General features: G+C 47.1%; 19 protein-coding genes. 5 read left to right on the top strand and 14 right to left on the bottom strand.

All coding sequences use genetic code 11. The features are described from left to right. Nucleotides 1–184: 184 nt before the first annotated feature. Complete coding sequence (gene icd / locus MKY41_RS01215) at nucleotides 185–1,444, bottom strand: NADP-dependent isocitrate dehydrogenase (protein WP_340743320.1); 1,260 nt, start codon at nucleotides 1,442–1,444, stop codon at nucleotides 185–187. Nucleotides 1,445–1,516: 72 nt separating this feature from the next. Next, nucleotides 1,517–2,632, bottom strand: coding sequence for a citrate synthase (gene citZ, locus MKY41_RS01210; RefSeq protein WP_340743319.1), 1,116 nt, complete (start codon nucleotides 2,630–2,632; stop codon nucleotides 1,517–1,519). Between the two features lie 374 nt (nucleotides 2,633–3,006). Here citZ and MKY41_RS01205 point away from each other — a divergent pair, with 374 nt between their 5' ends. Further along, nucleotides 3,007–3,987, top strand: a complete 981-nt coding sequence (locus MKY41_RS01205; RefSeq protein ID WP_340743318.1) for an AI-2E family transporter — start codon at nucleotides 3,007–3,009, stop codon at nucleotides 3,985–3,987. Here the strand turns inward: MKY41_RS01205 and MKY41_RS01200 are convergent. The 8 genes from MKY41_RS01200 to MKY41_RS01165 form a co-directional block, all read right to left on the bottom strand. Continuing rightward, complete coding sequence (locus MKY41_RS01200; RefSeq protein WP_340743317.1) at nucleotides 3,971–4,354, bottom strand: FxsA family protein; 384 nt, start codon at nucleotides 4,352–4,354, stop codon at nucleotides 3,971–3,973. The genes MKY41_RS01205 and MKY41_RS01200 overlap by 17 nt on opposite strands. 80 nt (nucleotides 4,355–4,434) lie before the next feature. Next, a complete protein-coding gene (gene pyk, locus MKY41_RS01195; protein ID WP_340743316.1) occupies nucleotides 4,435–6,195 on the bottom strand; it encodes a pyruvate kinase in 1,761 nt (586 codons plus the stop codon). A gap of 119 nt (nucleotides 6,196–6,314) precedes the next feature. Continuing rightward, complete coding sequence (gene pfkA, locus MKY41_RS01190) at nucleotides 6,315–7,274, bottom strand: 6-phosphofructokinase (protein ID WP_340743315.1); 960 nt, start codon at nucleotides 7,272–7,274, stop codon at nucleotides 6,315–6,317. A 95-nt stretch (nucleotides 7,275–7,369) separates the two neighbouring features. Next, a complete protein-coding gene (locus MKY41_RS01185; protein WP_340743314.1) occupies nucleotides 7,370–8,323 on the bottom strand; it encodes an acetyl-CoA carboxylase carboxyltransferase subunit alpha in 954 nt (317 codons plus the stop codon). After that, on the bottom strand, nucleotides 8,320–9,186 hold the full coding sequence (gene accD, locus MKY41_RS01180; RefSeq protein WP_340743313.1) for an acetyl-CoA carboxylase, carboxyltransferase subunit beta: 867 nt from the start codon (nucleotides 9,184–9,186) through the stop codon (nucleotides 8,320–8,322). The genes MKY41_RS01185 and accD overlap by 4 nt, the downstream gene beginning before the upstream one ends. Before the next feature lie 3 nt (nucleotides 9,187–9,189). After that, on the bottom strand, nucleotides 9,190–9,831 hold the full coding sequence (locus MKY41_RS01175) for a FadR/GntR family transcriptional regulator (protein ID WP_340743312.1): 642 nt from the start codon (nucleotides 9,829–9,831) through the stop codon (nucleotides 9,190–9,192). Nucleotides 9,832–10,292: 461 nt separating this feature from the next. Next, complete coding sequence (locus tag MKY41_RS01170; protein ID WP_340743311.1) at nucleotides 10,293–13,370, bottom strand: DNA polymerase III subunit alpha; 3,078 nt, start codon at nucleotides 13,368–13,370, stop codon at nucleotides 10,293–10,295. Between the two features lie 12 nt (nucleotides 13,371–13,382). Continuing rightward, nucleotides 13,383–14,318 (bottom strand): DHH family phosphoesterase, encoded by a 936-nt coding sequence (locus MKY41_RS01165; RefSeq protein ID WP_340743310.1) that lies wholly within the window; start codon nucleotides 14,316–14,318, stop codon nucleotides 13,383–13,385. Nucleotides 14,319–14,409: 91 nt separating this feature from the next. On the opposite strand from MKY41_RS01165, the gene MKY41_RS01160 reads away from it, so the two are divergent. After that, nucleotides 14,410–14,736, top strand: coding sequence for a YtpI family protein (locus MKY41_RS01160; protein ID WP_340743309.1), 327 nt, complete (start codon nucleotides 14,410–14,412; stop codon nucleotides 14,734–14,736). A 113-nt stretch (nucleotides 14,737–14,849) separates the two neighbouring features. Here MKY41_RS01160 and MKY41_RS01155 read toward each other — a convergent pair whose 3' ends face one another. Beyond that, nucleotides 14,850–16,157, bottom strand: a complete 1,308-nt coding sequence (locus MKY41_RS01155) for a DRTGG domain-containing protein (protein ID WP_340743308.1) — start codon at nucleotides 16,155–16,157, stop codon at nucleotides 14,850–14,852. A gap of 103 nt (nucleotides 16,158–16,260) precedes the next feature. Then, entirely contained in the window at nucleotides 16,261–16,941 is a 681-nt protein-coding gene (locus tag MKY41_RS01150; protein WP_340743307.1) for a metal-dependent hydrolase, read from the bottom strand. Between the two features lie 104 nt (nucleotides 16,942–17,045). On the opposite strand from MKY41_RS01150, the gene MKY41_RS01145 reads away from it, so the two are divergent. Continuing rightward, entirely contained in the window at nucleotides 17,046–18,143 is a 1,098-nt protein-coding gene (locus tag MKY41_RS01145; protein ID WP_340743306.1) for a M24 family metallopeptidase, read from the top strand. Nucleotides 18,144–18,249: 106 nt separating this feature from the next. Here MKY41_RS01145 and MKY41_RS01140 read toward each other — a convergent pair whose 3' ends face one another. Further along, nucleotides 18,250–19,467: a translocation protein TolB gene (locus tag MKY41_RS01140; protein ID WP_340743305.1), complete on the bottom strand. Its 1,218-nt coding sequence runs from the start codon at nucleotides 19,465–19,467 to the stop codon at nucleotides 18,250–18,252. Nucleotides 19,468–19,648: 181 nt separating this feature from the next. Further along, on the bottom strand, nucleotides 19,649–20,767 hold the full coding sequence (gene ald, locus MKY41_RS01135; protein ID WP_340743304.1) for an alanine dehydrogenase: 1,119 nt from the start codon (nucleotides 20,765–20,767) through the stop codon (nucleotides 19,649–19,651). A 273-nt stretch (nucleotides 20,768–21,040) separates the two neighbouring features. On the opposite strand from ald, the gene MKY41_RS01130 reads away from it, so the two are divergent. Together MKY41_RS01130 and MKY41_RS01125 are read left to right on the top strand one after the other, a co-directional pair. Continuing rightward, nucleotides 21,041–21,487 carry a universal stress protein gene (locus MKY41_RS01130; RefSeq protein ID WP_340743303.1) on the top strand — a complete coding sequence of 149 codons (447 nt, stop codon included), beginning with the start codon at nucleotides 21,041–21,043 and terminating at the stop codon, nucleotides 21,485–21,487. 425 nt (nucleotides 21,488–21,912) lie between these two features. Continuing rightward, on the top strand, nucleotides 21,913–22,458 hold the full coding sequence (locus MKY41_RS01125; RefSeq protein WP_340743302.1) for a TetR/AcrR family transcriptional regulator: 546 nt from the start codon (nucleotides 21,913–21,915) through the stop codon (nucleotides 22,456–22,458). Nucleotides 22,459–22,489 lie beyond the last annotated feature (31 nt).

Here is a 22,489-nt window from a genome sequence, read left to right as displayed (position 1 = left end):
AACGACGCCGGAGGTTGGAATGAAAAACAGCAGGGAGTTCCAGATAGCGGAGAGCGAAAATCCCGCTCCCTAGCCCGATCTGAACTCCCTGCTGAAAACTAGGTACCTTTTCCAGCATCCATGGAACTAAAGAACGCTTTGCTAACGGTATAACCTATTTTACTGAGTTTCAATCATGATGTAATTAAAGGTTTTTGATCAATTCATCCGCAAACTCGGAAGTTTTCACTTCAGTTGCGCCGTCCATGAGACGTGCGAAGTCATATGTGACAACTTTGGACGCGATTGTTTTTTCGATAGAAGCTGTGATCATGCTTGCCGCTTCGTTCCATCCAAGGTGTTCAAGCATCATAACACCGGAAAGGATGACGGAAGACGGGTTCACTTTATCAAGACCGGCATATTTCGGAGCTGTACCATGAGTCGCTTCGAAAATTGCGTGACCAGTCAAGTAGTTGATGTTCGCTCCTGGAGCGATTCCGATACCGCCGACTTGCGCTGCAAGTGCATCGGAAACATAGTCACCGTTCAAGTTCATCGTTGCAACGACGTCGAACTCTTTCGGACGAGTCAAGATTTGTTGTAGGAAGATATCTGCAATCGCATCTTTTACGATGATTTTGCCAGCAGCTTCAGCGTCAGATTGTGCTTTGTTTGCAGCCTCTGTGCCTTCTGCTTCTTTGATTTTATCATATTGTCTCCAAGTGAATACTTTGTCGCCGAACTCTTCTTCCGCGACTTCGTAACCCCAGTTGGCAAAAGCGCCTTCCGTGAATTTCATGATATTCCCTTTGTGTACAAGAGTCAATGATTTGCGGCCTTCTTTGATGATGTAGTTAAGCGCACCGCGGACAAGGCGTTTTGTACCTTCTTCAGAAACCGGTTTGATACCGATTCCGGAAGTTTCTGGGAAACGGATTTTGTTGACGCCCATTTCGTTTTGCAAGAAGGAGATCAATTTTTTCACTTCGTCAGAGCCTTCTTGATATTCGATACCTGCGTAGATATCTTCTGTATTTTCACGGAAGATGACCATGTCGCAGTCTTCTGGACGTTTTACAGGAGAAGGAACCCCTTCGAAATAACGTACTGGACGCAAGCAAGTGTAGAGGTCAAGCTCTTGGCGAAGTGCAACGTTTAATGAACGGAAACCGCCGCCGATTGGAGTTGTTAGAGGTCCTTTGATCGCGATCAAATAGTCTTTGATCGTTTCAAGCGTTTCATCTGGAAGCCAGTTGCCTGTTTCGTTGAATGCTTTTTCACCGGCAAGAACTTCTTTCCACTCTATTTTCTTTTCGCCATTGTACGCTTTTTCTACTGCGGCTTCTAGTACACGTGAAGCGGCATGCCAAATATCCGGACCTGTCCCATCACCGATGATGTAAGGGATTGTTGCGTGATCCGGAACGTTTAAAACACCGTCTGTTACTGTAATTTTTGCCATTGAAAAATTCCTCCTACTTTCAAAATCATAGGGCAGACATACAAGTATGCCGCCCCTCTTTACTGATTATACTCAACGTTGGTCAATTGGTACATACTTTTGCATTCCCGGTCCTACATACTCAGCACGCGGGCGGATCAAACGGTTGTTTGAATACTGTTCAAGGATATGCGCAATCCAGCCGGAGAACCGGGATACTGCGAAGATCGGCGTGAACAGATCGTGATCGATGCCTAGGGAATGATAGACGGAAGCGGAGTAGAAGTCCACGTTCGGTGGCAATTTCTTCTCGCCTGTTACGATGCCTTCAATCTTTTCGGACATATTGTACCATTTCTCTTCGCCGCGCAACGCTGTAAGGCGTTTCGACATTTCACGAAGGTGTTTGGCGCGCGGGTCCCCTTTACGGTATACCCGGTGGCCGAATCCCATGATTTTCTCTTTATTATCCAGTTTTTCTCGGATATAGGATTCCACTTTTTCCTCTTCGCCGATTTCCATCAACATTTTCATCACTTGCTCGTTTGCTCCTCCGTGTAGAGGCCCTTTAAGAGCGCCGATTGCAGCTGTGACGCCGGAATAGATATCGGAAAGTGTTGCAACACAAACACGTGCAGTGAATGTGGATGCGTTCAATTCATGGTCTGCATGAAGGACTAGCGCTTTGTCGAATGCTTCGATCGCAATCGCTTCCGGCTCTTCCCCATTAAGCATGTACAGGAAGTTTGCAGCATAGCCCAGTTCCGGCTTCGGTGCAATTGGTTCCAATCCTTTACGGATGCGTGAGAACGCAGTTACGATCGTAGCCACTTTCGCCTGAAGCTTAATGGCCTTCTCGTAGTTCGCCTCTTCGGACATATCTTCCGCTTTTTCATCATATAGTCCAAGGGAAGACACCGCTGTGCGTACCGCGGACATCGGATGGACTTGATCGATTGGATACATTTTGAATTGGTCGAGCACCCCTTGAGGTACCGCCATATTGTCTGCTAATTGTTGTTTCAGTTCTGCCAGCTCGTCCGCTTTCGGTAGACGTTGGTGCCAAAGAAGGTAAATAACCTCTTCGAAGCTAGCGTTGTTTGCTAAATCATCAATGTCATAGCCGACATATGTAAGTGTGTCATCAATGATGGAACTGATGGCGGACTGTGTCGCTACGACTCCCTCCAACCCTTTGGTTGTTGTCATGTAAATCGCTCCTTCTCTTGTAGCCGTCCATCGTCCCCCAAGCAAAATGACCGACTGACGGCTCCCCTTTTTATATACCAGCTGCTAACTCAATTACGCTTCGGCGTAATTGCATCCAGATTTTGAATGCGTCGGTACAGTTACCTCTTTTCAAAATCTGTGGCATTCGCCGGAGGTTTTTACTGGATTCGGCCGATATTGAACTCCATTGAAATGGCTGCACTTTTTGCATTCACCTCGCCACTTTGGGCAGTGGAGAAGTTCTGACAGAATTCAGTTAAAAACGCTTACAAGGACTATTATAATCAATTTCGACGGTTTTGTGAATGGAAACGCTTGTTTTTGTTTTTTTATCTTGTCCGAGGAGTGGAATTATGCCACTGAAGCACGAAAAACAAAGAGTAATCCAGAAGATATTAGTCGGCTGGCTTCCCGTAATTTTAACAGGCGCCGTCCTTTTTGCAGTACCGCCTGCCGCTATCGCCGTCATCCTTGCCTATTTTACAGCCCCGATGGTGGTGGTCGTCCGGTCCTTCACCAAACTCCCACTTACGCTCGCCACATTGCTTATCATGGCTAGCATGCTCGGCATGATTGCCGCGTTTTTGTATATGGCCGTCCACGGCTTGCTGGAGACTATCCCGACAATCGAACGCCACATCGCGCCGTACACAAAAAATACAGATATTACAGGCAGGCTCTTCCACTTTCTGGAGACGACAGTCGTAGAATATGGACAGGCGATTTTGGAGTATGTCGTCACGACGATGAGCACGCTTTTTCAACATTTGCTCAGCATTTTCATTTTCCTAGTCGCTTATTTTTTCGCGCTGCGAGAATCGGGAAAAGACCGGTTCTGGTTTTTAGCCTATTTCCCTTCCCGGACACGCAAAAAAGCGAAAGGTTTTTTTGAAGATGGCGGCAAGTTGATCGGAACGTTTGTCTTCGTGGAAGCACGTCTATTCTTCATCACATTTGTCACCCTTACAATCGGATTTTTCTTCCTTCGCTTTGAAACACCTGTCGGCAATGCTTTTCTTATCTCTTTGGTGGATAGCTTGCCGTTCCTGGGCATTGGCGTATTTTTATTGCCGATGGCCGCTTTCTTCTTTTATACCGAGAATCTTTATATTGGTATAGCGTTAATTTTGCTTTATCTACTTGCGATGACAACCCGTCAAATGGCGGAATCGTATATGTGGGCGTCCACTTTTGCAGTGAAACCGGTCCATGCCTTTTTCATTACAATCAGTGCTTTTTACCTTTTCGGGCTTCCCGGAATCCTGCTGACGCCGTTTTTCCTGTTTGCAGCCATCAAGGTGAAAAGCCATCCGTTTTTCACAGCATCCGAATAGTCCCGTTTTGCATCTTCTTATAAAGCCACTTATGAATATGGGGGCGGAGCCAGTTCCGAGGTCCCTTGAACAGCAAAAGGAACCCGGCCAAATCGGTAATGAATCCGGGCATCAGCAAGAGCAAGCCGCCGATGAAGATACAAACACTGTCGATCATCGCATTGCCGGGGGTTTCCATCGTGGCGATTCGCCGATTCAAATCCGTCCACGCTTTCATCCCTTGTTTTTTTGCAAGGGCGGCGCCCCCAATCCCGGTGATCAGAATGATGGCGACGGTCGGAAACAAGCCTATTGTTTTTCCGGAATAAATTAATATGGCCAACTCCGCGGTCGGCACCGCAATCAATGCAAGGACGAGCCATTTCATATTAAACACCTTCCTAAAAAGGCTGTTCCCTCTTGCACGGGAACAGCCACGAATAACTGCTTATCATTCATTTACAAAAATCAAAGAACACTTGCGTGACCGTTATAAATAACGCCGGTTTCCGCATCCATTGTCACTTCATAGCCATGGCGGATAACGTTCGTCGCGTTCTCCACACCGACGATGACCGGAATGCCGAGGCTGAGGCCGACTACGGCGCCATGGCTCGTCAAACCGCCTTCTTCCGTGATTAGTCCTGCACACTTCTCGATGGCCGGCATCATCTCCCGATCGGTGGCAACGGTGACCAAGATGGCGCCTTCTGTATCATACGCCATCGCTTCTTCGGCATTTTTTGCGACGACGACTTTTCCGTACGCCACCGTTCTGCCGATCCCTTGGCCTTTAGCGAGCATGTCCCCGATGATATGGATCTTCATCAAGTTGGTGGATCCTGCTTCCCCTACCGGAACGCCCGCCGTGATAATGACGACATCTCCATGACTCACATATTGATGTTTTACACTTTCTTCTACGGATTCTTCCAAAATTCCATCAATCGAAGAGGATCTGCCCCCGACAATCGGATAGACTCCCCAGACGAGGGTCAATTTCTTCGCACAGTTTTCGGACGACGTTACAGCGATGACCGGGCATCCCGGACGATATTTGGCAATCATTTTAGCAGTATTTCCACTTTCAGTCGGTGCCAACACTGCCTTTACCTTCAAGTTGATTGCTGTATAGGCGGCAGCTTGTCCGATCGCCTCCGTCATATTCCCATGCTTTTCTCTTCTTCTAGTAGAAACGACCTTATGGTAGTCGACCGAATTTTCTGCCGTCCGGGCAATCCGGTCCATCGTCGCGACAGATTCCACCGGATAAAGGCCCGCTGCCGTTTCACCCGACAGCATGATTGCATCAGAACCGTCCAAAATGGCGTTGGCGACATCGCTCGCCTCTGCACGGGTCGGCCGTGGATTCCGCTGCATCGAGTCCAGCATCTGCGTCGCCGTAATAACAGGCTTGCCAGCTTGGTTACATTTTTCGATCATCTGTTTTTGGACAAGCGGCACTTCTTCCGCCGGTATTTCAACGCCGAGATCGCCGCGGGCCACCATTAATCCGTCCGAAAGGCTGATGATTTCATCCAGGTTATCGACGCCTTCCTGGTTTTCAATCTTCGGGACAATTTGCAGATGCGAACCGCCATTTTGTTCCAGGAGGGCACGGATTTCCATAACATCGGAAGCACGTCGGACGAAGGATGCTGCGATAAAATCGACACCTTCCCGAACGCCGAACAGAATATCTTCCGCATCCTTTTCCGTCATTCCCGGAAGTTGGACAGACACGCCCGGAACATTGACACCTTTGTTGTTCTTTAATTCACCGGAATTGATGATCGTTGTGTGAATCAAACCTTGTTCTTCATCTTTACTGGTCACTTTCAATTGAATCAAACCGTCATCCAATAAAATGAGTGAGCCTTTATCGACATCCTCGATCAATTTATCATAAGTGATGGAAAAGACATCGTTATTACCGACAACCTCTTTCATCGAAATAGCGATCGATTGGCCTGCGACCAGATCTAACCGGCCATCCAACATCGTATGGGTACGAATTTCCGGCCCCTTCGTATCGAGTAAAATACCGACAATTTTCCCTTTCCGGCGTGCCGCTTCTCTAATATTCCGGATCCGGACCTTATGTTCCTCATGGTTGCCATGCGAAAAATTTAGGCGAGCTACATTCATCCCTGCATCAATGAGCTTTTCCAGTATTTCAGGCGACTCGCTCGCCGGCCCGATTGTGCAAACAATTTTCGTTTTCCTCATCAGTATCGCCTCTTTTTTATAATTATCATTTTGTCTCTTCCAACGGATTTCCGCTCCAATCCTGAACAAAGAATACGCCAGGAAATCACAAGAACAGATTTTGGTTTTAAACCATTATTTTAAATCGAGAGTTCTTTCGAAAGCTGGATCATTTCCATTGGCGGATTGCCTTTTCTGTCGAAGACTTCTTTCAATTCATAGTCTACCACTTGGCGATTTTGCATGCCAATCGCAATGCTTCCCCGACCTTCTTTTAATACTTCAACCGCTCTTGCTCCGAATTGACTGGCGAGGACCCGATCTTGGCCAGATGGGGAGCCGCCCCTTTGGATATGGCCCAGAACGGAGACCCGTGTCTCAATTTCCGCTTCGTCCTTCAATTGCAACGCGAGCTCTTCGGCTTTCATGACACCTTCCGCCACGATGATGATACTATGCTTCTTTCCTCGTCCGCTTCCGCTCTTCAACCGCTCGATAATATCGGACAACTGGAAATCCTCTTCAGGGACAAGTATCGTTTCCGCCCCTCCGGCAAGGCCTGCCCACAAAGCAAGATCACCTGCATCCCGGCCCATCACTTCGACGATGAACGTCCGTTCATGTGAGGTGGCAGTATCCCGGATTTTATCGATAGCATCAATAATCGTGTTCAAGGCCGTGTCAAATCCTATCGTGAATTGAGTGCCTTCGATATCATTATCGATCGTGGCCGGAACACAAACACAGGGCATGCCGAGTGCCGAAAGCTCCAATGCCCCTCTAAAAGATCCGTCGCCGCCGATTACCACCAGACCATCAATTCCATTCAATTTTAATTGGTGCATCGCCTTCTCCCGGCCTTCCGGAGTTTTAAACTCAGGGCAACGTGCCGAACGGAGCATCGTACCACCCCGCTGGATAATGTCCCCTACGGACCCCAATTGCAACAATTCAATTTTCCCTTCAATCAAACCTTGGTAGCCATTGAACACTCCGGCAACTTCCAAGCCTTCAAAAATCGCCTTCCGGACAACTGCCCGCACGGCTGCATTCATTCCCGGCGCATCTCCGCCGCTAGTCAGTACGGCAATCTTCCTCATAACCTTGTCACCTCAAGTATGTAATATTCCAATCCCTTATTTCAATTGCGGTGAAACAGGAAAAGATGCGGGAGGGGCCACCCGCATCTTTTTCCCTATTCGGTAAATACGCCAATTTCGCGGAATTTTTCATAACGGTCTTCTACAAGTTTCGCTCCGTCCAATTCCGTTAGCATCTCCAAAGACCTGCGGATGGCGTCGCCGATCTGCTTTGCCTGTTCTTTTATATCGCGATGGGCTCCGCCTAACACTTCCGGTATGATTTCATCGATGATTCCCATCTCTTTTAAATCAGGCGCTGTAATTTTCATCGCTTCTGCCGCCTGTTTTGCAAGGGATGCATCTTTCCATAGGATGGAAGCCGCCCCTTCTGGAGAAATGACCGAATACGTAGAGTGCTCCAACATATGGATATGGTTAGAGACGCCTAGCGCTAAAGCACCGCCGCTCCCGCCTTCACCGATGACAATCGAAATGACCGGGACTGTCAATCCTGCCATTTCCACTAGGTTGCGAGCAATGGCCTCGCTTTGACCGCGCTCTTCCGCCGCTTTCCCTGGATAAGCCCCTTTTGTGTCAATAAAACAAATGACGGGACGATTGAATTTTTCGGCTTGTTTCATTAGACGCAACGCTTTCCGGTATCCTTCCGGATGGGGCATGCCGAAGTTACGTTTCACATTCTCCTTCGTGTCCTTGCCTCGCTGATGGCCAATTACCGTGACCGGCATCGCTTCAAAAGCTGCAATCCCGCCAACAATCGCATCATCGTCACCGAATGTACGATCTCCGTGGAGCATGAGGAAATCCTCGAATAATTCATTGATATAGTCCAAGGTCGTCGGGCGTCCGGGATGTCTCGCCACTTGCACGCGATCCCACGGCTCCATATTGCCATAGATCTCGGTCTCCAAATTTTTCAATCGGTTTTTCAACGTCATGATTTCGTCCGTCAAATCGACTTCATTCGTCGAAGTGAACTCTTCCAGCTCTTTGATTTTTTCGCGTAATGTCACTATCGGTTCTTCAAATGTCATCGTTTTACTCATTGAGCTGCTGCCCCCTTCACGTGAAGACGTACGATTTTAGCGATGGAATCCCTTAATTCGGCACGATGGATGACGGCATCCACTTGGCCATGATCGAGAAGGAATTCAGCCGTTTGAAAGTTTTCCGGTAGTTTCTCCCGGACGGTCTGCTCAATAACCCGTCTGCCCGCAAACCCGATGAGCGCTTTCGGTTCGGCTATATTGATGTCCCCGACGGAAGCGAAACTTGCCGATACGCCGCCTGTAGTCGGGTACGTCATGACTGAAATATAGAGAAGCCCCTTTTCAGCATGACGGTTGAGCGCGACACTCGTCTTAGCCATCTGCATGAGTGATAATACCCCTTCTTGCATCCGGGCTCCGCCGCTCGCTGAAAAGATGATCATCGGGATACCGAGCTCTGTCGCTTTTTCGACAGCCCGCGTAATTTTCTCTCCAACTACCGATCCCATGGAACCCATCCGGAAATGGGCATCCATAATGGCGACCGCTATTTTCTGGCCTTCCACTTCTCCGACTCCGGTCAGGACGGCTTCATTCAAGCCCGTTTTCTTCGCATCCGACTCGACCTTTTCCGTATACGACGGAAAATGGAGTGGGTTCTCCGTTTTCAGATGATCGTCCATCGATTGGAAAGTGCCTTCATCGAACAGGCTTTCCACCCGTTCCTGTGCGGTCATTTTAAAATGGTGGTCGCAGTTCGAACAGACTTTATGCGACTTTAGCAGGTCTTTTGTCAGGATGATGTGTTTACAATCCGGACACTTCGTCATAAGGCCTTCCGGCACGTCGTTTTTCGCATCGTTGGACGGAATCGTCGTTGCTCGTTTCTTTTTGTTTTTCGTAAATATATCACGGATCATATATTATTCCCCCTCGACTCGTTCAATCCACTGTTCGTATGATTCTATGGTTTCCGCTTCAAATCCTTCTTGCAAACTTCTCAACATAGTACCAATTATCCGATTTTCCTCAAAATCGGTCATTTCCCCAAAGGGAACCATACTATATTGTTTCAATAAAAACCAGATTTTTAATGAAAGCCGATTGCCGGCTGCTACAATGATTTCGCGGATGACATCTTCTCGCAGGACTGCTCCTGTCTCGTTCATTTTAAGAAGCAATCCTTCCCATACCGGCATTCGACGAAGTTTTTCCTCACGGCAGATAGCTGATAGGGCGGCGGTCTCATGGATTCTTCTCGTTTTCTTCACGTCATGAAGGGAACCTGGCTGCTGCATGATAAAAGCAGATAACACTTCAACCATTTGATGTTTCTTGAAATCTGCGAGGAATGTACCTTCCCCACGACGTGTCTCAATCAGGCCCAGCAGCTCCAAACTGCGCAAGGCTTCCCGGACAGTGGACCTGCCCGCCTGCAGCCTCTCTGCGAGCTCCCGTTCCGATGGCAGTTTCCCACCCGTTTTAATGCCCTCTTCATTAATCAATGTCTTCAGTTTACCCACAATGTCGAGAAACATTTTGGAAGATGGTTTTGAATTCTGCATTCCCCTGCCCCTTACAATCAATGATCAATCAGTGGTCTGACCACTTCTTTCTCTAGCATACAGAAAAGCGATTGGCACGTAAAGCGAAACATGGAATCCCTCGCAAGAAATGAAGGAAAAAGTAGGAGGCGAATTGGGGAGGACCAGTCGGGATTAACAGGAAACTGCCAGGGCCCCGGTAACTTTCATGGTAATCCTGCTGACTGTAAGGACGAACCGGAAAACTGTAAAGGGGTCCCGAAACTCTCAGGGCAATTCGCCTAACCTTAAGGGCGAGCTATCAAACTGTAAGGGCAAATCCGAAAACTGTCAGGGCCCTCTCGAAAACTCTCGGAACAATCCGCCAAACTACGAGCGCTTGCTTCCGAGACGAGAGATAAACATGTCTGCTGGTAGGCTAGCCACATGCCAAAAACCACAATCCCCTTAACTCAAAAAGACTATCCATTTCGGATAGCCCTTTAACAATCTCTCAGTTGCCGGATAATAATTTGCGGTTTTCCATTTCGCCATTCCACATTTCCTTCCACATGAACGAGTGTCATTTCGTCGAGAAGTGCATTGAAGGAGGAATATTGTTGGGGGAATACAGTACAAGAGATGGTGCCTGTGTCATCCTGTATTTCCAGGAAAGCCATCGCCTCCCCTTTTTTCGTACGAATCCGTTTTACATTCGTCAACAGGCCGATGATCGATACGTCGGATTTGTTGGACAGCTGCCGAACCGCAGAAATATCATTCCATTTTTCAGTGGTCTCTCTTTTCCACTCCAATGCGGGATGGTCGGAGAGATAAAACCCAAGCACTTCACGCTCGTACTCCAACATTAGCATGCGCGGCATCGTTCCGCCCGGGGAATACTTCGGATTTGCCAGGGACGGCATGATGGTGCTCAAAAAATCATCTTCCCCGTCAGGTTGGATGAAGAGAGCATGAGAAATGGCGGCATCGATTGACGCAAGAAGCACCTCCCGGGATTGGCCGAATTCATCGAGCGCTCCCGCTTTGATGAGCGGGGTTATCGTTTTTTCCTTAAACAGATCGCTTCCCAAAGCGGCGGCCATATCGAACATTGTCTTCCAGCGTCCGTTTGTCTTTCGTGCTTCATGGAACAATTTATAGAACGACGGGGTAACTCCCTTCACTGCACAAAGGCCGATCCGGATTCGTCCTTGTTCCACCGTATGTTGGTATTTGCTATGCAGAACCGAAGGAGGCAGGATGGAAATCCCCCTTGCCTCAGCCTCTCCCATCAGTTCCATCGTCTTTTCCGGATTGCCGGTGACAGAGGACAGCATTGCTGCGAAAAAGTAGGCGGGTTCATTCGCCTTCAAAAAGGCCAGTCGATAGGAAATCAACGAATAGGCAACGGCATGGCTTTTCGGGAAACCGTAATCGGCGAATTTGACGATAAGATCGTAGACCGCTTGGCCGGCTGCTTCCGGAAACCCTTTCTCCATGGCACGCCCGACAAACCGGCTCCGCTCTTCCTTTAAGACTTCCCTATTCTTTTTACTAATTGCCCGTCGAAGCAAATCCGCTTCCGCCATCGTATATCCAGCCACGCGATAAGCGATTTGCATGATCTGTTCCTGGTAGACGATGACCCCATAGGTCTCTTTCAAGACCGGTTCCAACGCGGAATGGATATAATCCACTTGTTCCTGTCCGTTTTTCCTTCTGCTGTACAAAGGGATATTCTCCATCGGACCGGGCCGATATAAAGCGTTGACCGCAAACAGATCCTCGAACCGGGTTGGTCGGATTAGGCGCAACGCATCCCTCATCCCATCGGATTCGAACTGGAAAATGCCTGTTGTATCCCCGGCCCTGAACAGCTCGAAAGTCTTTTCGTCATTGAGAGGAATTTTTTCGAAAGCGATATGGATGTCTTTATCAAAGGCGAGCATGGAACGGATCCGATCCAGGAGCGTCAAATTCCGCAAGCCGAGGAAATCCATCTTCAAGAGACCTTGTTCCTCCACATCCCCCATCGACCATTGAGTGAGATAGATTCCATCTCCGCCTTGTTGCAGCGGAACCCTTTCCACAAGTGGATCGGGCGATAAGATAACACCTGCGGCATGAGTCGACGCATTCCTTGGCAACCCTTCCAGCGCCGAGGCGACTTCCAGCCATTTGCTGCGGATCGGGTCCAAGCTGATCCAATCGCGCAATGCGCTGGATTTGGCAACCGCGTCGTTCAAGGTCTGTCTCGAGCTTCCTTGGATGTTCCGCGAGATAAAGGACATTTCTTCATTGGAAAAATCAAAAACCCGTGCTACATCTCGTGCCACCGCTTTGGATGAAAGCGTGCCGAATGTGATGATTTGGGCTACATGCGACGCACCGTATTTCCGGGCGACGTAGGCAATGACCTCCGATCGGCGATGGTCCGCAAAATCGATGTCGATATCGGGCATCGTAATGCGGCCCGGATTCAAGAATCGTTCAAAAATAAGCCCATAACGAATCGGGTCGACATCGGTGATTCCAAGGGCAAATGCAACCAACGATCCAGCGGAAGAACCTCTTCCCGGACCCGTCAGAATTCCATTTTCCGCCGCAAACCGCATAAAGTCTTCCACAATCAAGAAATAGTCAGCGTAGCCCATTTCGTGAATGACCCGCACCTCGTAGCGGAGACGATCCAAATAGGCAGGCTCCACCATACCCAAACGTTTTTCCAATCCCGCCATACCGTTCCGTTCCAATCGGGAGACCGCCGTCTCGCCTTCTGGCAAAGGAAACTCAGGCATCAACGTCTGCGTCGATGGCAGGCCCGCCTTGCAGGAAAGAAGCATTTGAGCACAATTCGCCAACCAGTCCGGCCGATCGGCAAACCATTGCTGGAATTCTTCTTGTTCCGGCAAATGGGCATCCCGGATTTCGTTTCCAGGTCTCGCTGGATCATTCAATTTATAGCCGTTCCGGATGGCTGCTGCCGCTTCATAAGCAAACGCATCGTCTGGAGCGATATAGCGGGACTCATGACAAGCGACAATGGACAGGTCGACCGCTGCGGCAATCGACTCTACTTCCGCTTCAGCCGGATGCCTTCCACCGCCTGGCCGGGCAATCCCGACGAGAACAGTTGCCTGTTTACAAACATCCGTTATCGACACGATCCTTTCGACCGTACGGGATTCCTCCCATGACGGATCCGTCAGCGGGCAGACGATGACCAAACCAGCGTGATAAGCTTGCAGCCATTGCATCGGCAGCATTTCATCATCCCGAATAGAAATGGCACTGCTCATTTTCATCAAGTTATGGAAGCCGCTGTCGTCTTTCGCATAGGCGTACAGCAGCAAGGTCTCATTTTCGTTGATCTGCAATTTGATGGATAGACCAATAACGGGATGGATTCCGTATTTTACCATCGTCTTATAAAAGGAGCGGACTCCGTATAATTTAGAATTGACGAGCCCAACAGAGGCGGCCCCTCTTCGTTGGAGAAGCGGGGCCAGCCGATCAAGCTTTATGATGCCGCGGAGGAGATCCGCGCCAGATACGATTTGAGGGTAGACCAGTGTCAAAAAGACCCCTCCTTATTTACATAATCCCTTAAGATCCCGGATTACCTCATCTGCCTCTTCCCATGTATGGACAGAAGCGCCTGCAGCAAGCGGATGGCCCCCGCCTCCATAACGGGCGGCCAATTGATTGATGACCGGACCTTTGGAGCGGAGGCGCACCCGGATTTGATCGTCCTCCTCGATGAAGATGACCCAGGCACAAATCCCTTTGACATCACCTAATATGCCGACCAGCTGCGAAGTTTCCGAAACCGTCACATGAAATTTCTCTAAAATGGTTTGATTCAGCTTAATGAAAGCACAGCCGTTTTCATCCATTTCAAAGTTTTGATAAATATAGCCCTTCAATTGTAGGAGTTCACGGCTCACTTCATACATTCCCGCAAATAAGGCCGGACGGTCAAAATTATATTGGATCAGTTCGCTTGCAATCTGGAAGGTCTTCTCTGTCGTGCTCGGGAACATGAATCGTCCCGTATCGCCTACAATCCCCGCAAATAAATATCGGGCGACTGCATCATTCATCGTCCAACCATTGGACTGACGGCCTTCTTCGAATAGGCGGGCAATCATTTCGGAAGTGGAGCTCGAACTCGTATCGACCCATCTCATATCGCCATATGTATCCACATCTGGATGGTGGTCAATCTTCAAAAGAAAAGCGCCTTCTTTGTAATACTCGCTATCGATGCGTTCTGTATTCCCCGTGTCCGTGACAATGACCAAAGCGCCATCAAAATCGGATTGCTCAATCGAATCCGGAGTTGCTAGGAAGGACAGCGATTCATCATGCTTTCCTCCCGCATACACCTTCTTGGAAGGATAATTATGTTGGATCAACTCTTTCAAACCGAACTGCGATCCGTATGCGTCCGGGTCGGGACGAACATGGCGGAGAATAATGATTTTTTCGTATTTCTCAATTGTGTCGATGATTTGTCTTTTCATAGGCCGATTCCTCCGATAAATAATGGGATGCAGTCGCAATCCTCTTGAAAAGCCGCTACAATAGAAGAAGTTCTGTTAATGGAGGGCTTTTATGTTAGGTTCAAATCTAAATTTCATATTCGTGTTTTTTATCATTGCTTCCGGGGTCTTTTATTTTTATTTCAAGACGCGGCAGTTCCGGACAAGACAAGTATTTCCGATTCGAAAGAAGATGTACGCCAGTATGGCGGGTGCTTCCCTCGGCGGATTATTAGTGTCCTTCGGAATCAATCAGATCATCCTGTTCGATGGAATCACTACATATGTCATCGCGGCCGTCTTCATCTTATTCGGCGCGTATGTGCTGATTTTCAATTATAAAGCTTATAAACATTATAGATCGTTTGTCGATGAAGAAACAGAATTGAACGAAAACTGATGCCTGGCAGCATCAGTTTTTTTGTTGCTTGGAAATTATAAAATCTAGGCCTGTGGATAACCTTCCAATCGGGTGCGTTCACGGCCAGGCTCCGGGCGCTTTTGTTCTGTCCATCAACGCTCAAACAATTGGTACATGATCATCGCTTTCGCGACCAGTTCCCCTTCCGCCATAATATCGAAATCGACTTTGACGAAGCGGCGGCTCATGTGCAGGAGGCGAGGTTCAACGAAGACCGTGCTTCCGAGTTGGATATGTTTGATGAAATAGAGTGTCATGTTTTCCGGAACACTCTCCCCCCGCTTGTGTATCTTGATGGCGCGGTTACCCGCTTCGGTGACTAATGTAGTCAGGGCACCGTACGATAAAGAACCAAACTGGTTCGTCATTTGTGGAGTGACGGTGAATTCAACCGTATCCGGTTCGCCTTGCACCGATTTCATCTGGCTTTTGACGATATCATCCAGCGTCTGCCCCTGTTGTGGCTGCCGCTGTGTCATTTGCAACGCTTTCAGGACATCCTGCCGACTGATGATCCCGCCAAGAATTCCCGATTCCATAACGACCGGCATAAGGTCGATCCCTTCCCAGATCATGCTATGGCCTGCCGATGCCACACTCGTTTTAGCTGTCACAGTGATCGGATGCCGGGTCATGGCTTTCTCGATCAGATCATTATCGTCTTTCCCGATGACGTCCCGGGAAGTGATGATGCCGACAAGTTTGCCGTTTTTCTCGATCACGGGATAGCCGGAGTGAGACGTCCGATTATTCACTTCGTGAAAGTCGGTCACTCTGTCTTTCGTCTGAAGGGTGACGGTTTCTGATAATGGCGTGAGGATGTCTTCGACGAGCAATATTTCCTTCTCGATCAATTGGTCATAAATTGCCCGGTTCAGCATGGTCGCCACTGTGAAAGTGTCATAACTTGTGGAGATGATCGGCAGGTCCAGTTCATCCGCCAATCGTTTGGCTTCGTCCGAAGCATCGAATCCTCCGGTAATCAACACCGCTGCCCCGGCATGGAGAGCCGTCTCATGTGCTTTCAGCCGGTTTCCTACGATGAGAAGGCTGCCAGCATCGATATAGCGCATCATATCTTCCAATTGCATGGCGCCGATCACGAATTTTGTCAACGTCTTATGTAGGCCTCCGCGCCCACCGAGTACCAATCCGTCGACAATATTGAGTACTTCAGCAAACGTGAGGCGTTCAATATTCTCTTTCTTCTTTTTCTCAATACGGATTGTGCCGACACGTTCAATCGTATTGACGAGTTTTTGATTTTCCGCTTCCTTAATGGCACGGTAAGCGGTCCCTTCACTAACAGAAAGGGCACGGGCGATCTGGCGTACGGATATTTTTTCGCCTACATCCAGCCCTTCGATATATCGTAATATCAATTCGTGTTTTGTCGACATATACTTCACCTTTTTCCTATGATGGCCTTACAGACCATATTACCACAAAACAGACGAAAAAATCCGGTCCGGATGTCCTGTGCCGATGTCCGGACCGAATGGTTTACAATTCGAAGGCTTCCCCGACTGCCATCACTTTTACTTCGTGCTCTTTCACCAATCTCTTAAAATCCTCCGGGTCTTGTTCAATTGGAGGGAATGTATTGAAATGGATTGGTACCGCAAGCTTCGGTTGAAGCAATTCCACAGCATACGCCGCGTCTTCCGGCCCCATCGTGAAATTGTCGCCGATCGGCAAAAAGGCGACGTCGATCGGATGCCGTTTCCCGATCAATTCCATATCTCCGAACAGGGAAGTGTCACCCGCGTGGTAAATCGTCTTCCCTTCCGCTGTGAATAAAATCCCTGTCGGCATTCCCGTATAGATGAATTCATTATTTTCGGTTGTATAAGAGGAACTATGGAAAGCTTTTGTAAATTTCACAGTCCCGAAATCGAATTCCTTGGAACCGCCGATATTCATCCCATGTGTTTTTACGCCGTCCATCGCCAAATAGTTCGCCAACTCATTCGGTGCGACGACAAGGGCATCACATGCTTTCGCAATTGCGACCGTATCGCCGACGTGATCATTATGTCCATGCGTAAGCAAAATGACGTCCGGCTTTTCATCCTCCGCCTTCAAATCGGTCAATTTATTTCCGTTGATGAAAGGATCGATCAGAATCGTCTTTCCTCCCGTCACAATTTTAACAATCGAATGGCCATGGTATGAAATTTGCATTCGCCTATCCCTCCAACTTTTTGTCTTCAGGAACCTATTTCGCCTAGATTCGTGAAAATCCTCTTTTTTGTTATGATAGGACTAGCGAAAGGTGGAGAATGTCGATGAAACAAGTAGATGTTTTACGAAATTATGTAAGTGAAGCGAATGTGCAGGCCGGATTCATAACAACTCCTGACAATGTGTTCTATCTGTCAAGCTTCCAGAGTGAGCCCCATGAGAGACTGCTGGGCATCATGGTGTTCCCGGAGGAGGAGCCTTTTCTCATCTGTCCCAGGATGGAAGTTCCCGATGCCAAAGCGGCAGGTTGGCCGTACGAAATTGTCGGCTATTCGGATACGGAAGATGCCTGGACCGTCCTATGGGAGTCTGTCCGAAAGCGCGGAATAGCCCCATCCTCAGTCGCCATTGAAAAGTCCCATCTGACCGTTGACCGATTCGAGCGAATGCAGGAGTTGTTCCCCAACGCGGAATTCAAATCTTTGGATGGTCAATTAAATGAAATGCGGGTCATCAAGAGCGAAGAAGAGTTGACCAACATGAGAAAAGCGGCGGAGCTTGCCGATTTGGCGATCCATATCGGTTGCGAGGAGATTGCGGAAGGCAAAACAGAATTGGAAATTCTCATGAAAGTCGAATACGAGATGATGAAAAGAGGGGCCGAAAAAATGGCTTTCGAAACGATGGTCCTCTCCGGCCCTAAGACGGCATCTCCTCACGGGAAACCGGGTGACCGCAAAATTCAGCAAGGGGATTTTATTCTGTTTGATCTGGGGGTCGTTTATAACGGATATTGTTCCGACATTACACGGACCGTCGCTTTCGGTGAACCGACAGATGAGATGCGCACCATCTATGAAACGGTACGGAAAGCGGAGCAAGCCGCCGTCGAAATTGTCCGTCCCGGCATCCAGGCGAAGACAGTCGACCAAACGGCCCGCAAAATCATCGAGGACGCGGGATATGGCGACTACTTCACCCATCGGATCGGCCATGGCCTTGGAATCTCCATCCATGAATACCCTTCCGTCACAGATACGAACGAGCTCGTATTACGCGAAGGGATGGTGTTCACCATTGAACCCGGCATATATGTCCCGGGCCTTGCCGGCGTCCGAATCGAAGACGATGTCGCCGTCACTGCAGACGGAGTAGAAGTGCTCACCAAATTCCCTAAGGAGCTGTTAGTCCTTCGCAACTAAATTAAGGCGCGGGGTTGTCTGAAAAGTTATATACCCGAACAGATTTTCTAGACAGCCCCTTTCTTTTTTCCTCAATTAACATGCCTGCTTGCTGAAATTAAGAACTTTATTCCGGCGTAAAAAACGTTGGGGCGTAATCTACATTTTCAAGCCACATATTCTCTTGACCATTTAAAGCATTTTTCACCCATACATCTCCTTTAGTTTGCCCTTCCCTTTTTCGAAACCAAGTAAGATAGTGTCCAGCAACTTGGGGATTTTCGTCAAGTTCATCCTTCTCTGGAAATGAGATTTGTTTCTGCTCTCCCGTCCTTATATTTATAGCGTAAAGTGATGTGAACATAGTTGGTACAGGTCCTTCTTTCCACTCCTTATTTTCTGTCGCACGAGCCACAATGACCAAGTCTTCCGAGAACCATTCCAAATCAAGATCTACAAATCCTTTAGGTGTGTATTCTTTTTGTTGTTTAACAATCGGGATTTTGGCAATCGTCAAGTTCTTGTTTTCAACAAAAAATCTTCCTTCTCCTGAAATATAAGCCAATTGATTGGCAGAAGGAGCCCACTGAAACCAATCTTGATACCCTAACATTTTCCCCACTGCTTGAAAATGTTTTCCTTGTGAGGATAAAACACTTAACGTATTACTGTCCATGGACCAAGAGGCTGTAGGAAGAACTAAAAAGCTAACCCACTTTCCATCAAAACTCCACTTGAAATAATCGGCATCAATCCCAAATAAGTCAGGTTCTTCAGTTTGGATCGTATAAAAAGGCTTTATTTTATCTTTAGCAAGATTGGCATCCACTGGAATTCTAAAAAGCGGGATCGGACTCCATCCAGTAGGAAGTAAGTTGGACTGAGAGGAAACAATGAATTCTTGCCCGTTCGGAAACCATTCAAAACCACTAACACCTAACGAGACATTTTCAAATCCTTGCGGCCGGCCATTCTTTGTTTTTGTAACATTTAATAAACCTTGTTCAGTATAGGCCAACTGATTTTTATTCGGTGCCCATTTAAAATCAGATGTGACGACCCTTACGTAAGGTTGGTAGCTATCTTTTTCCTTTGTATCATAAATGAATAAATCCGATTTCTCTCCCTTTTCATCTCCATCAATAAATCCAATGAAGCGGCCGTCATACGACCATTTCGGACCGTATACATATCGGTCTTTTGTAAGTTGTATTTCTTGGTCATCCTTTTTGAGCCATAACTGATGATCACGGATAAATACAGCGGTCAGCGGGACTTCGGCACTTGCTGTCGACGAAAAATGAAAACAGATGAAAGTGAGCAATAACAAAATCCAAATTCTCACGTCAATCCCTCCTGCTAAAACGATATAAGAAATCATATCTTGCCCGAATACCTAACGACTATCCGAATTCAATAATTTAGCCTCGAACAACAAATACGCATAAAAAAAGAGGATATAGACGTTCAAATAATGAACATCATATCCTCTTGCTTAGTCAAACTGTTTTAACCTATGGATTTATTTACCCTTCCAGTAAGGTTGCAGCCGGCACGTACTCAAGACCTTGCGCTTCGGCGACCGCTTGATATGTCACATAGCCATCCAGCGTATTGATGCCTTTTTGAAGCGAAATATTGTCTAGGCACGCTTGCTTAAATCCTTTATTCGCGATTTGCAGCGCATACGGGACGGTCATATTCGTCAAAGCGACTGTAGAAGTTTGAGGAACCGCACCCGGAATATTTGGCACTGCGTAATGGACAACGTCGTGCTTCACATAAACGGGATCATCATGTGTTGTAACCCGATCGGATGTTGCAAAAATTCCGCCTTGGTCAATGGCAATATCGACGATGACGGATCCAGGCTTCATCTCTTTCACCATTTCTTCCGTCACCAGCGTTGGAGCTTTCGCGCCCGGTATCAATACTGCGCCGATGACGACATCTGCATCTTTCACCACGTTGGCGATATTGAAAGGATTGGATACGAGCGTTTGAATACTATTACCGAAGATGTCATCCAATTGACGAAGTCGTTCGACAGAAAGGTCAAGCACTGTGACTTGCGCTCCCATGCCGACTGCTACACGAGCCGCATTCGTCCCAGCTTGTCCACCCCCGATAATGGCCACGCTTCCACGGGAGACACCAGGTACACCAGAAAGCAGAATACCTTTCCCGCCTTTCGTTTTTTCCAAATACTGCGAACCGATTTGGATAGCCATCCGACCAGCCACTTCACTCATCGGTGCAAGAAGCGGTAACGAGTTATTCGGGAGCTGTACGGTTTCGTAAGCAATGCCAATCATTTTTTTATCCAAAAGCGCTTTGGTCAACTCCAATTCAGGCGCCAAGTGTAAATATGTAAAAAGGATCAGTCCTTCGCGGAAGTAGCCATATTCGGATGGAGAAGGCTCTTTTACTTTCATTACCATATCGACATCCCATGCTTCCGCTCCTGTGTCGACAATCTTTGCGCCCGCTTCCTTATATTCTTCGTCCGTAAAATTCGAACCAAGACCTGCTCCTGTTTCAATCAGGACTTCATGACCTGCCGATTTCAAGTTGAAAACTCCTGCTGGTGTCATTGCAACACGGTTCTCGTTGTTTTTAATCTCTTTTGGAACTCCAATAAGCATTGTGACTCCTCCTAAAATTAGGTTATTCAATTTTGCGGCCCGTCTAAATCCAAATTGGGTCACGGTTTCTTCAATCTTATCAGATTTTCGATATCATTGCTTTAATTTAGAAAAACTTGTCTCTAAAAAATTCCTGGAAAAGCGAAGTAGGGCATTGTAACAATTTCGTAAAATTTTAACAAAAATCTTCGTTTTTTTAAAAGGATTTGGTCAATCTCTGTCGAAACAAAGTAGAGAAGTAGAAGAATTAATTTATAGGATGGAGTGGGTAACATGACATTGGTATACAAACAAATTATCGTAGCAGTGGACGGTTCCAAGGAGTCGGAATGGGCTTTCAAAAAAGCGGTGGGTATCGCTGACCGGAACGAAGCTACGTTGAACCTTGTCAACATCATCGATACACGTTCCTATGCAGCTGTCGAAGCATACGATCGGTCCATTGCGGAAAGAGCGCAGAAGTTTGCGGAAGAATTATTGACAGAATACAAAGCGGAAGCTGAAAAAGCTGGCATCAAAAACGTCAATACGATCGTCGAGTACGGCTCTCCGAAAACAATGATCTCCCGTGACCTCTCTACAAAAGTCAATGCGGATCTGATCATCTGTGGAGCAACCGGACTTAATAAAGTCGAGCGCTTCCTAATCGGCAGCGTTTCCGAAAATATCGTCCGTTCTGCAAAATGTGACGTTCTTGTCATCCGCACGCCTGAAGAATAAGAGGAAAACCGTCCGCTCTCGAAAAAGAGACGGACGGTTTTTTATCGAGAATATGCTTTTTATGGTTTCAGAATCTGGCCATTTTACGCTCGGACACCTTGAATTTGACATGATAACGCGGAAACTTGTTAATTTATTTCGCGATTCCAGTCAAAGACCAGCCACACGCACCGTATCCCGGGCAATCATCACTTTTTCGTTCGTTGGGAGGACGAGCAGACATTTGTATAACCGAAACCGTTGATATAACACGTATTCTGTACTCTTAGAATACCATTTCGGTCGTGGTTTCATCAGGGATTATAAAATGGTTATGATTTCCTTTCTTTTATATTATACACCTTGCCTTTAGAAATTCCGTGTTTGTCGTTATAATAAAACAACTATACTCAATTTGCTATTTACTCGGTTAAAGAGGAGAATATATGACTACAAAAGGCGAACGCTCAAAGCAAAATATCTTAAAAGAATCAATAAAATTATTTAGTAAAAATTCATTTAAAAACGTTACCATCCGTCAAATTGCAAAAGCCGCTGGTATTTCACCTGCATTGATTTATAAATATTTTGCTACACAAGAAGATCTGTATTATGCAGCAATGCAATATGCAAGTCATGAGTTATTAGAAGCATTACTATTAACTGAAGACTTAGAGGAATTTGTACAAGTATATTTACATCATATGTTTACTTCAGAAGTGTTATTTGAAATTATGACTTATTTCACACTAGACCAAGATCATACAAAAAATTATTTACCAATTTCAAATGAAATCGCACAATTCCTTCAATTACTTGAAGAAAAGATTTCTGGAGAAAATTCAAAAATCGAAGCACAGCTACTGTTTTCCACATTAAATGGATTAATCATTTCTTATAAAAAAATTCCAAATCGAAACTCTGAATTCACTCTTGAAGCCATTCAAAAGCTAGCTGATTATTATGTCGGGCACTTGAAAAAAAGATTATAAGCAAGGTGATAGAGAATCGTACTCTATCACC

Source organism: Sporosarcina sp. FSL W7-1349 (assembly GCF_038003045.1).
Lineage (GTDB): Bacteria > Bacillota > Bacilli > Bacillales_A > Planococcaceae > Sporosarcina.
Note: the sequence above shows the minus strand (reverse complement) of the source record. Positions and strands in the feature narration are given on the sequence as shown.

What these genes read in the sequence shown, in the direction of transcription:
- icd (WP_340743320.1), bottom strand. Translation starts at nt 1,444, where the DNA reads ATGGCAAAAATTACAGTAACAGACGGTGTTTTAAACGTTCCGGATCAC.
- citZ (WP_340743319.1), bottom strand. Translation starts at nt 2,632, where the DNA reads ATGACAACAACCAAAGGGTTGGAGGGAGTCGTAGCGACACAGTCCGCC.
- MKY41_RS01205 (WP_340743318.1), top strand. Translation starts at nt 3,007, where the DNA reads ATGCCACTGAAGCACGAAAAACAAAGAGTAATCCAGAAGATATTAGTC.
- MKY41_RS01200 (WP_340743317.1), bottom strand. Translation starts at nt 4,354, where the DNA reads ATGAAATGGCTCGTCCTTGCATTGATTGCGGTGCCGACCGCGGAGTTG.
- pyk (WP_340743316.1), bottom strand. Translation starts at nt 6,195, where the DNA reads ATGAGGAAAACGAAAATTGTTTGCACAATCGGGCCGGCGAGCGAGTCG.
- pfkA (WP_340743315.1), bottom strand. Translation starts at nt 7,274, where the DNA reads ATGAGGAAGATTGCCGTACTGACTAGCGGCGGAGATGCGCCGGGAATG.
- MKY41_RS01185 (WP_340743314.1), bottom strand. Translation starts at nt 8,323, where the DNA reads ATGAGTAAAACGATGACATTTGAAGAACCGATAGTGACATTACGCGAA.
- accD (WP_340743313.1), bottom strand. Translation starts at nt 9,186, where the DNA reads ATGATCCGTGATATATTTACGAAAAACAAAAAGAAACGAGCAACGACG.
- MKY41_RS01175 (WP_340743312.1), bottom strand. Translation starts at nt 9,831, where the DNA reads ATGCAGAATTCAAAACCATCTTCCAAAATGTTTCTCGACATTGTGGGT.
- MKY41_RS01165 (WP_340743310.1), bottom strand. Translation starts at nt 14,318, where the DNA reads ATGAAAAGACAAATCATCGACACAATTGAGAAATACGAAAAAATCATT.
- MKY41_RS01160 (WP_340743309.1), top strand. Translation starts at nt 14,410, where the DNA reads ATGTTAGGTTCAAATCTAAATTTCATATTCGTGTTTTTTATCATTGCT.
- MKY41_RS01155 (WP_340743308.1), bottom strand. Translation starts at nt 16,157, where the DNA reads ATGTCGACAAAACACGAATTGATATTACGATATATCGAAGGGCTGGAT.
- MKY41_RS01150 (WP_340743307.1), bottom strand. Translation starts at nt 16,941, where the DNA reads ATGCAAATTTCATACCATGGCCATTCGATTGTTAAAATTGTGACGGGA.
- MKY41_RS01145 (WP_340743306.1), top strand. Translation starts at nt 17,046, where the DNA reads ATGAAACAAGTAGATGTTTTACGAAATTATGTAAGTGAAGCGAATGTG.
- ald (WP_340743304.1), bottom strand. Translation starts at nt 20,767, where the DNA reads ATGCTTATTGGAGTTCCAAAAGAGATTAAAAACAACGAGAACCGTGTT.
- MKY41_RS01130 (WP_340743303.1), top strand. Translation starts at nt 21,041, where the DNA reads ATGACATTGGTATACAAACAAATTATCGTAGCAGTGGACGGTTCCAAG.
- MKY41_RS01125 (WP_340743302.1), top strand. Translation starts at nt 21,913, where the DNA reads ATGACTACAAAAGGCGAACGCTCAAAGCAAAATATCTTAAAAGAATCA.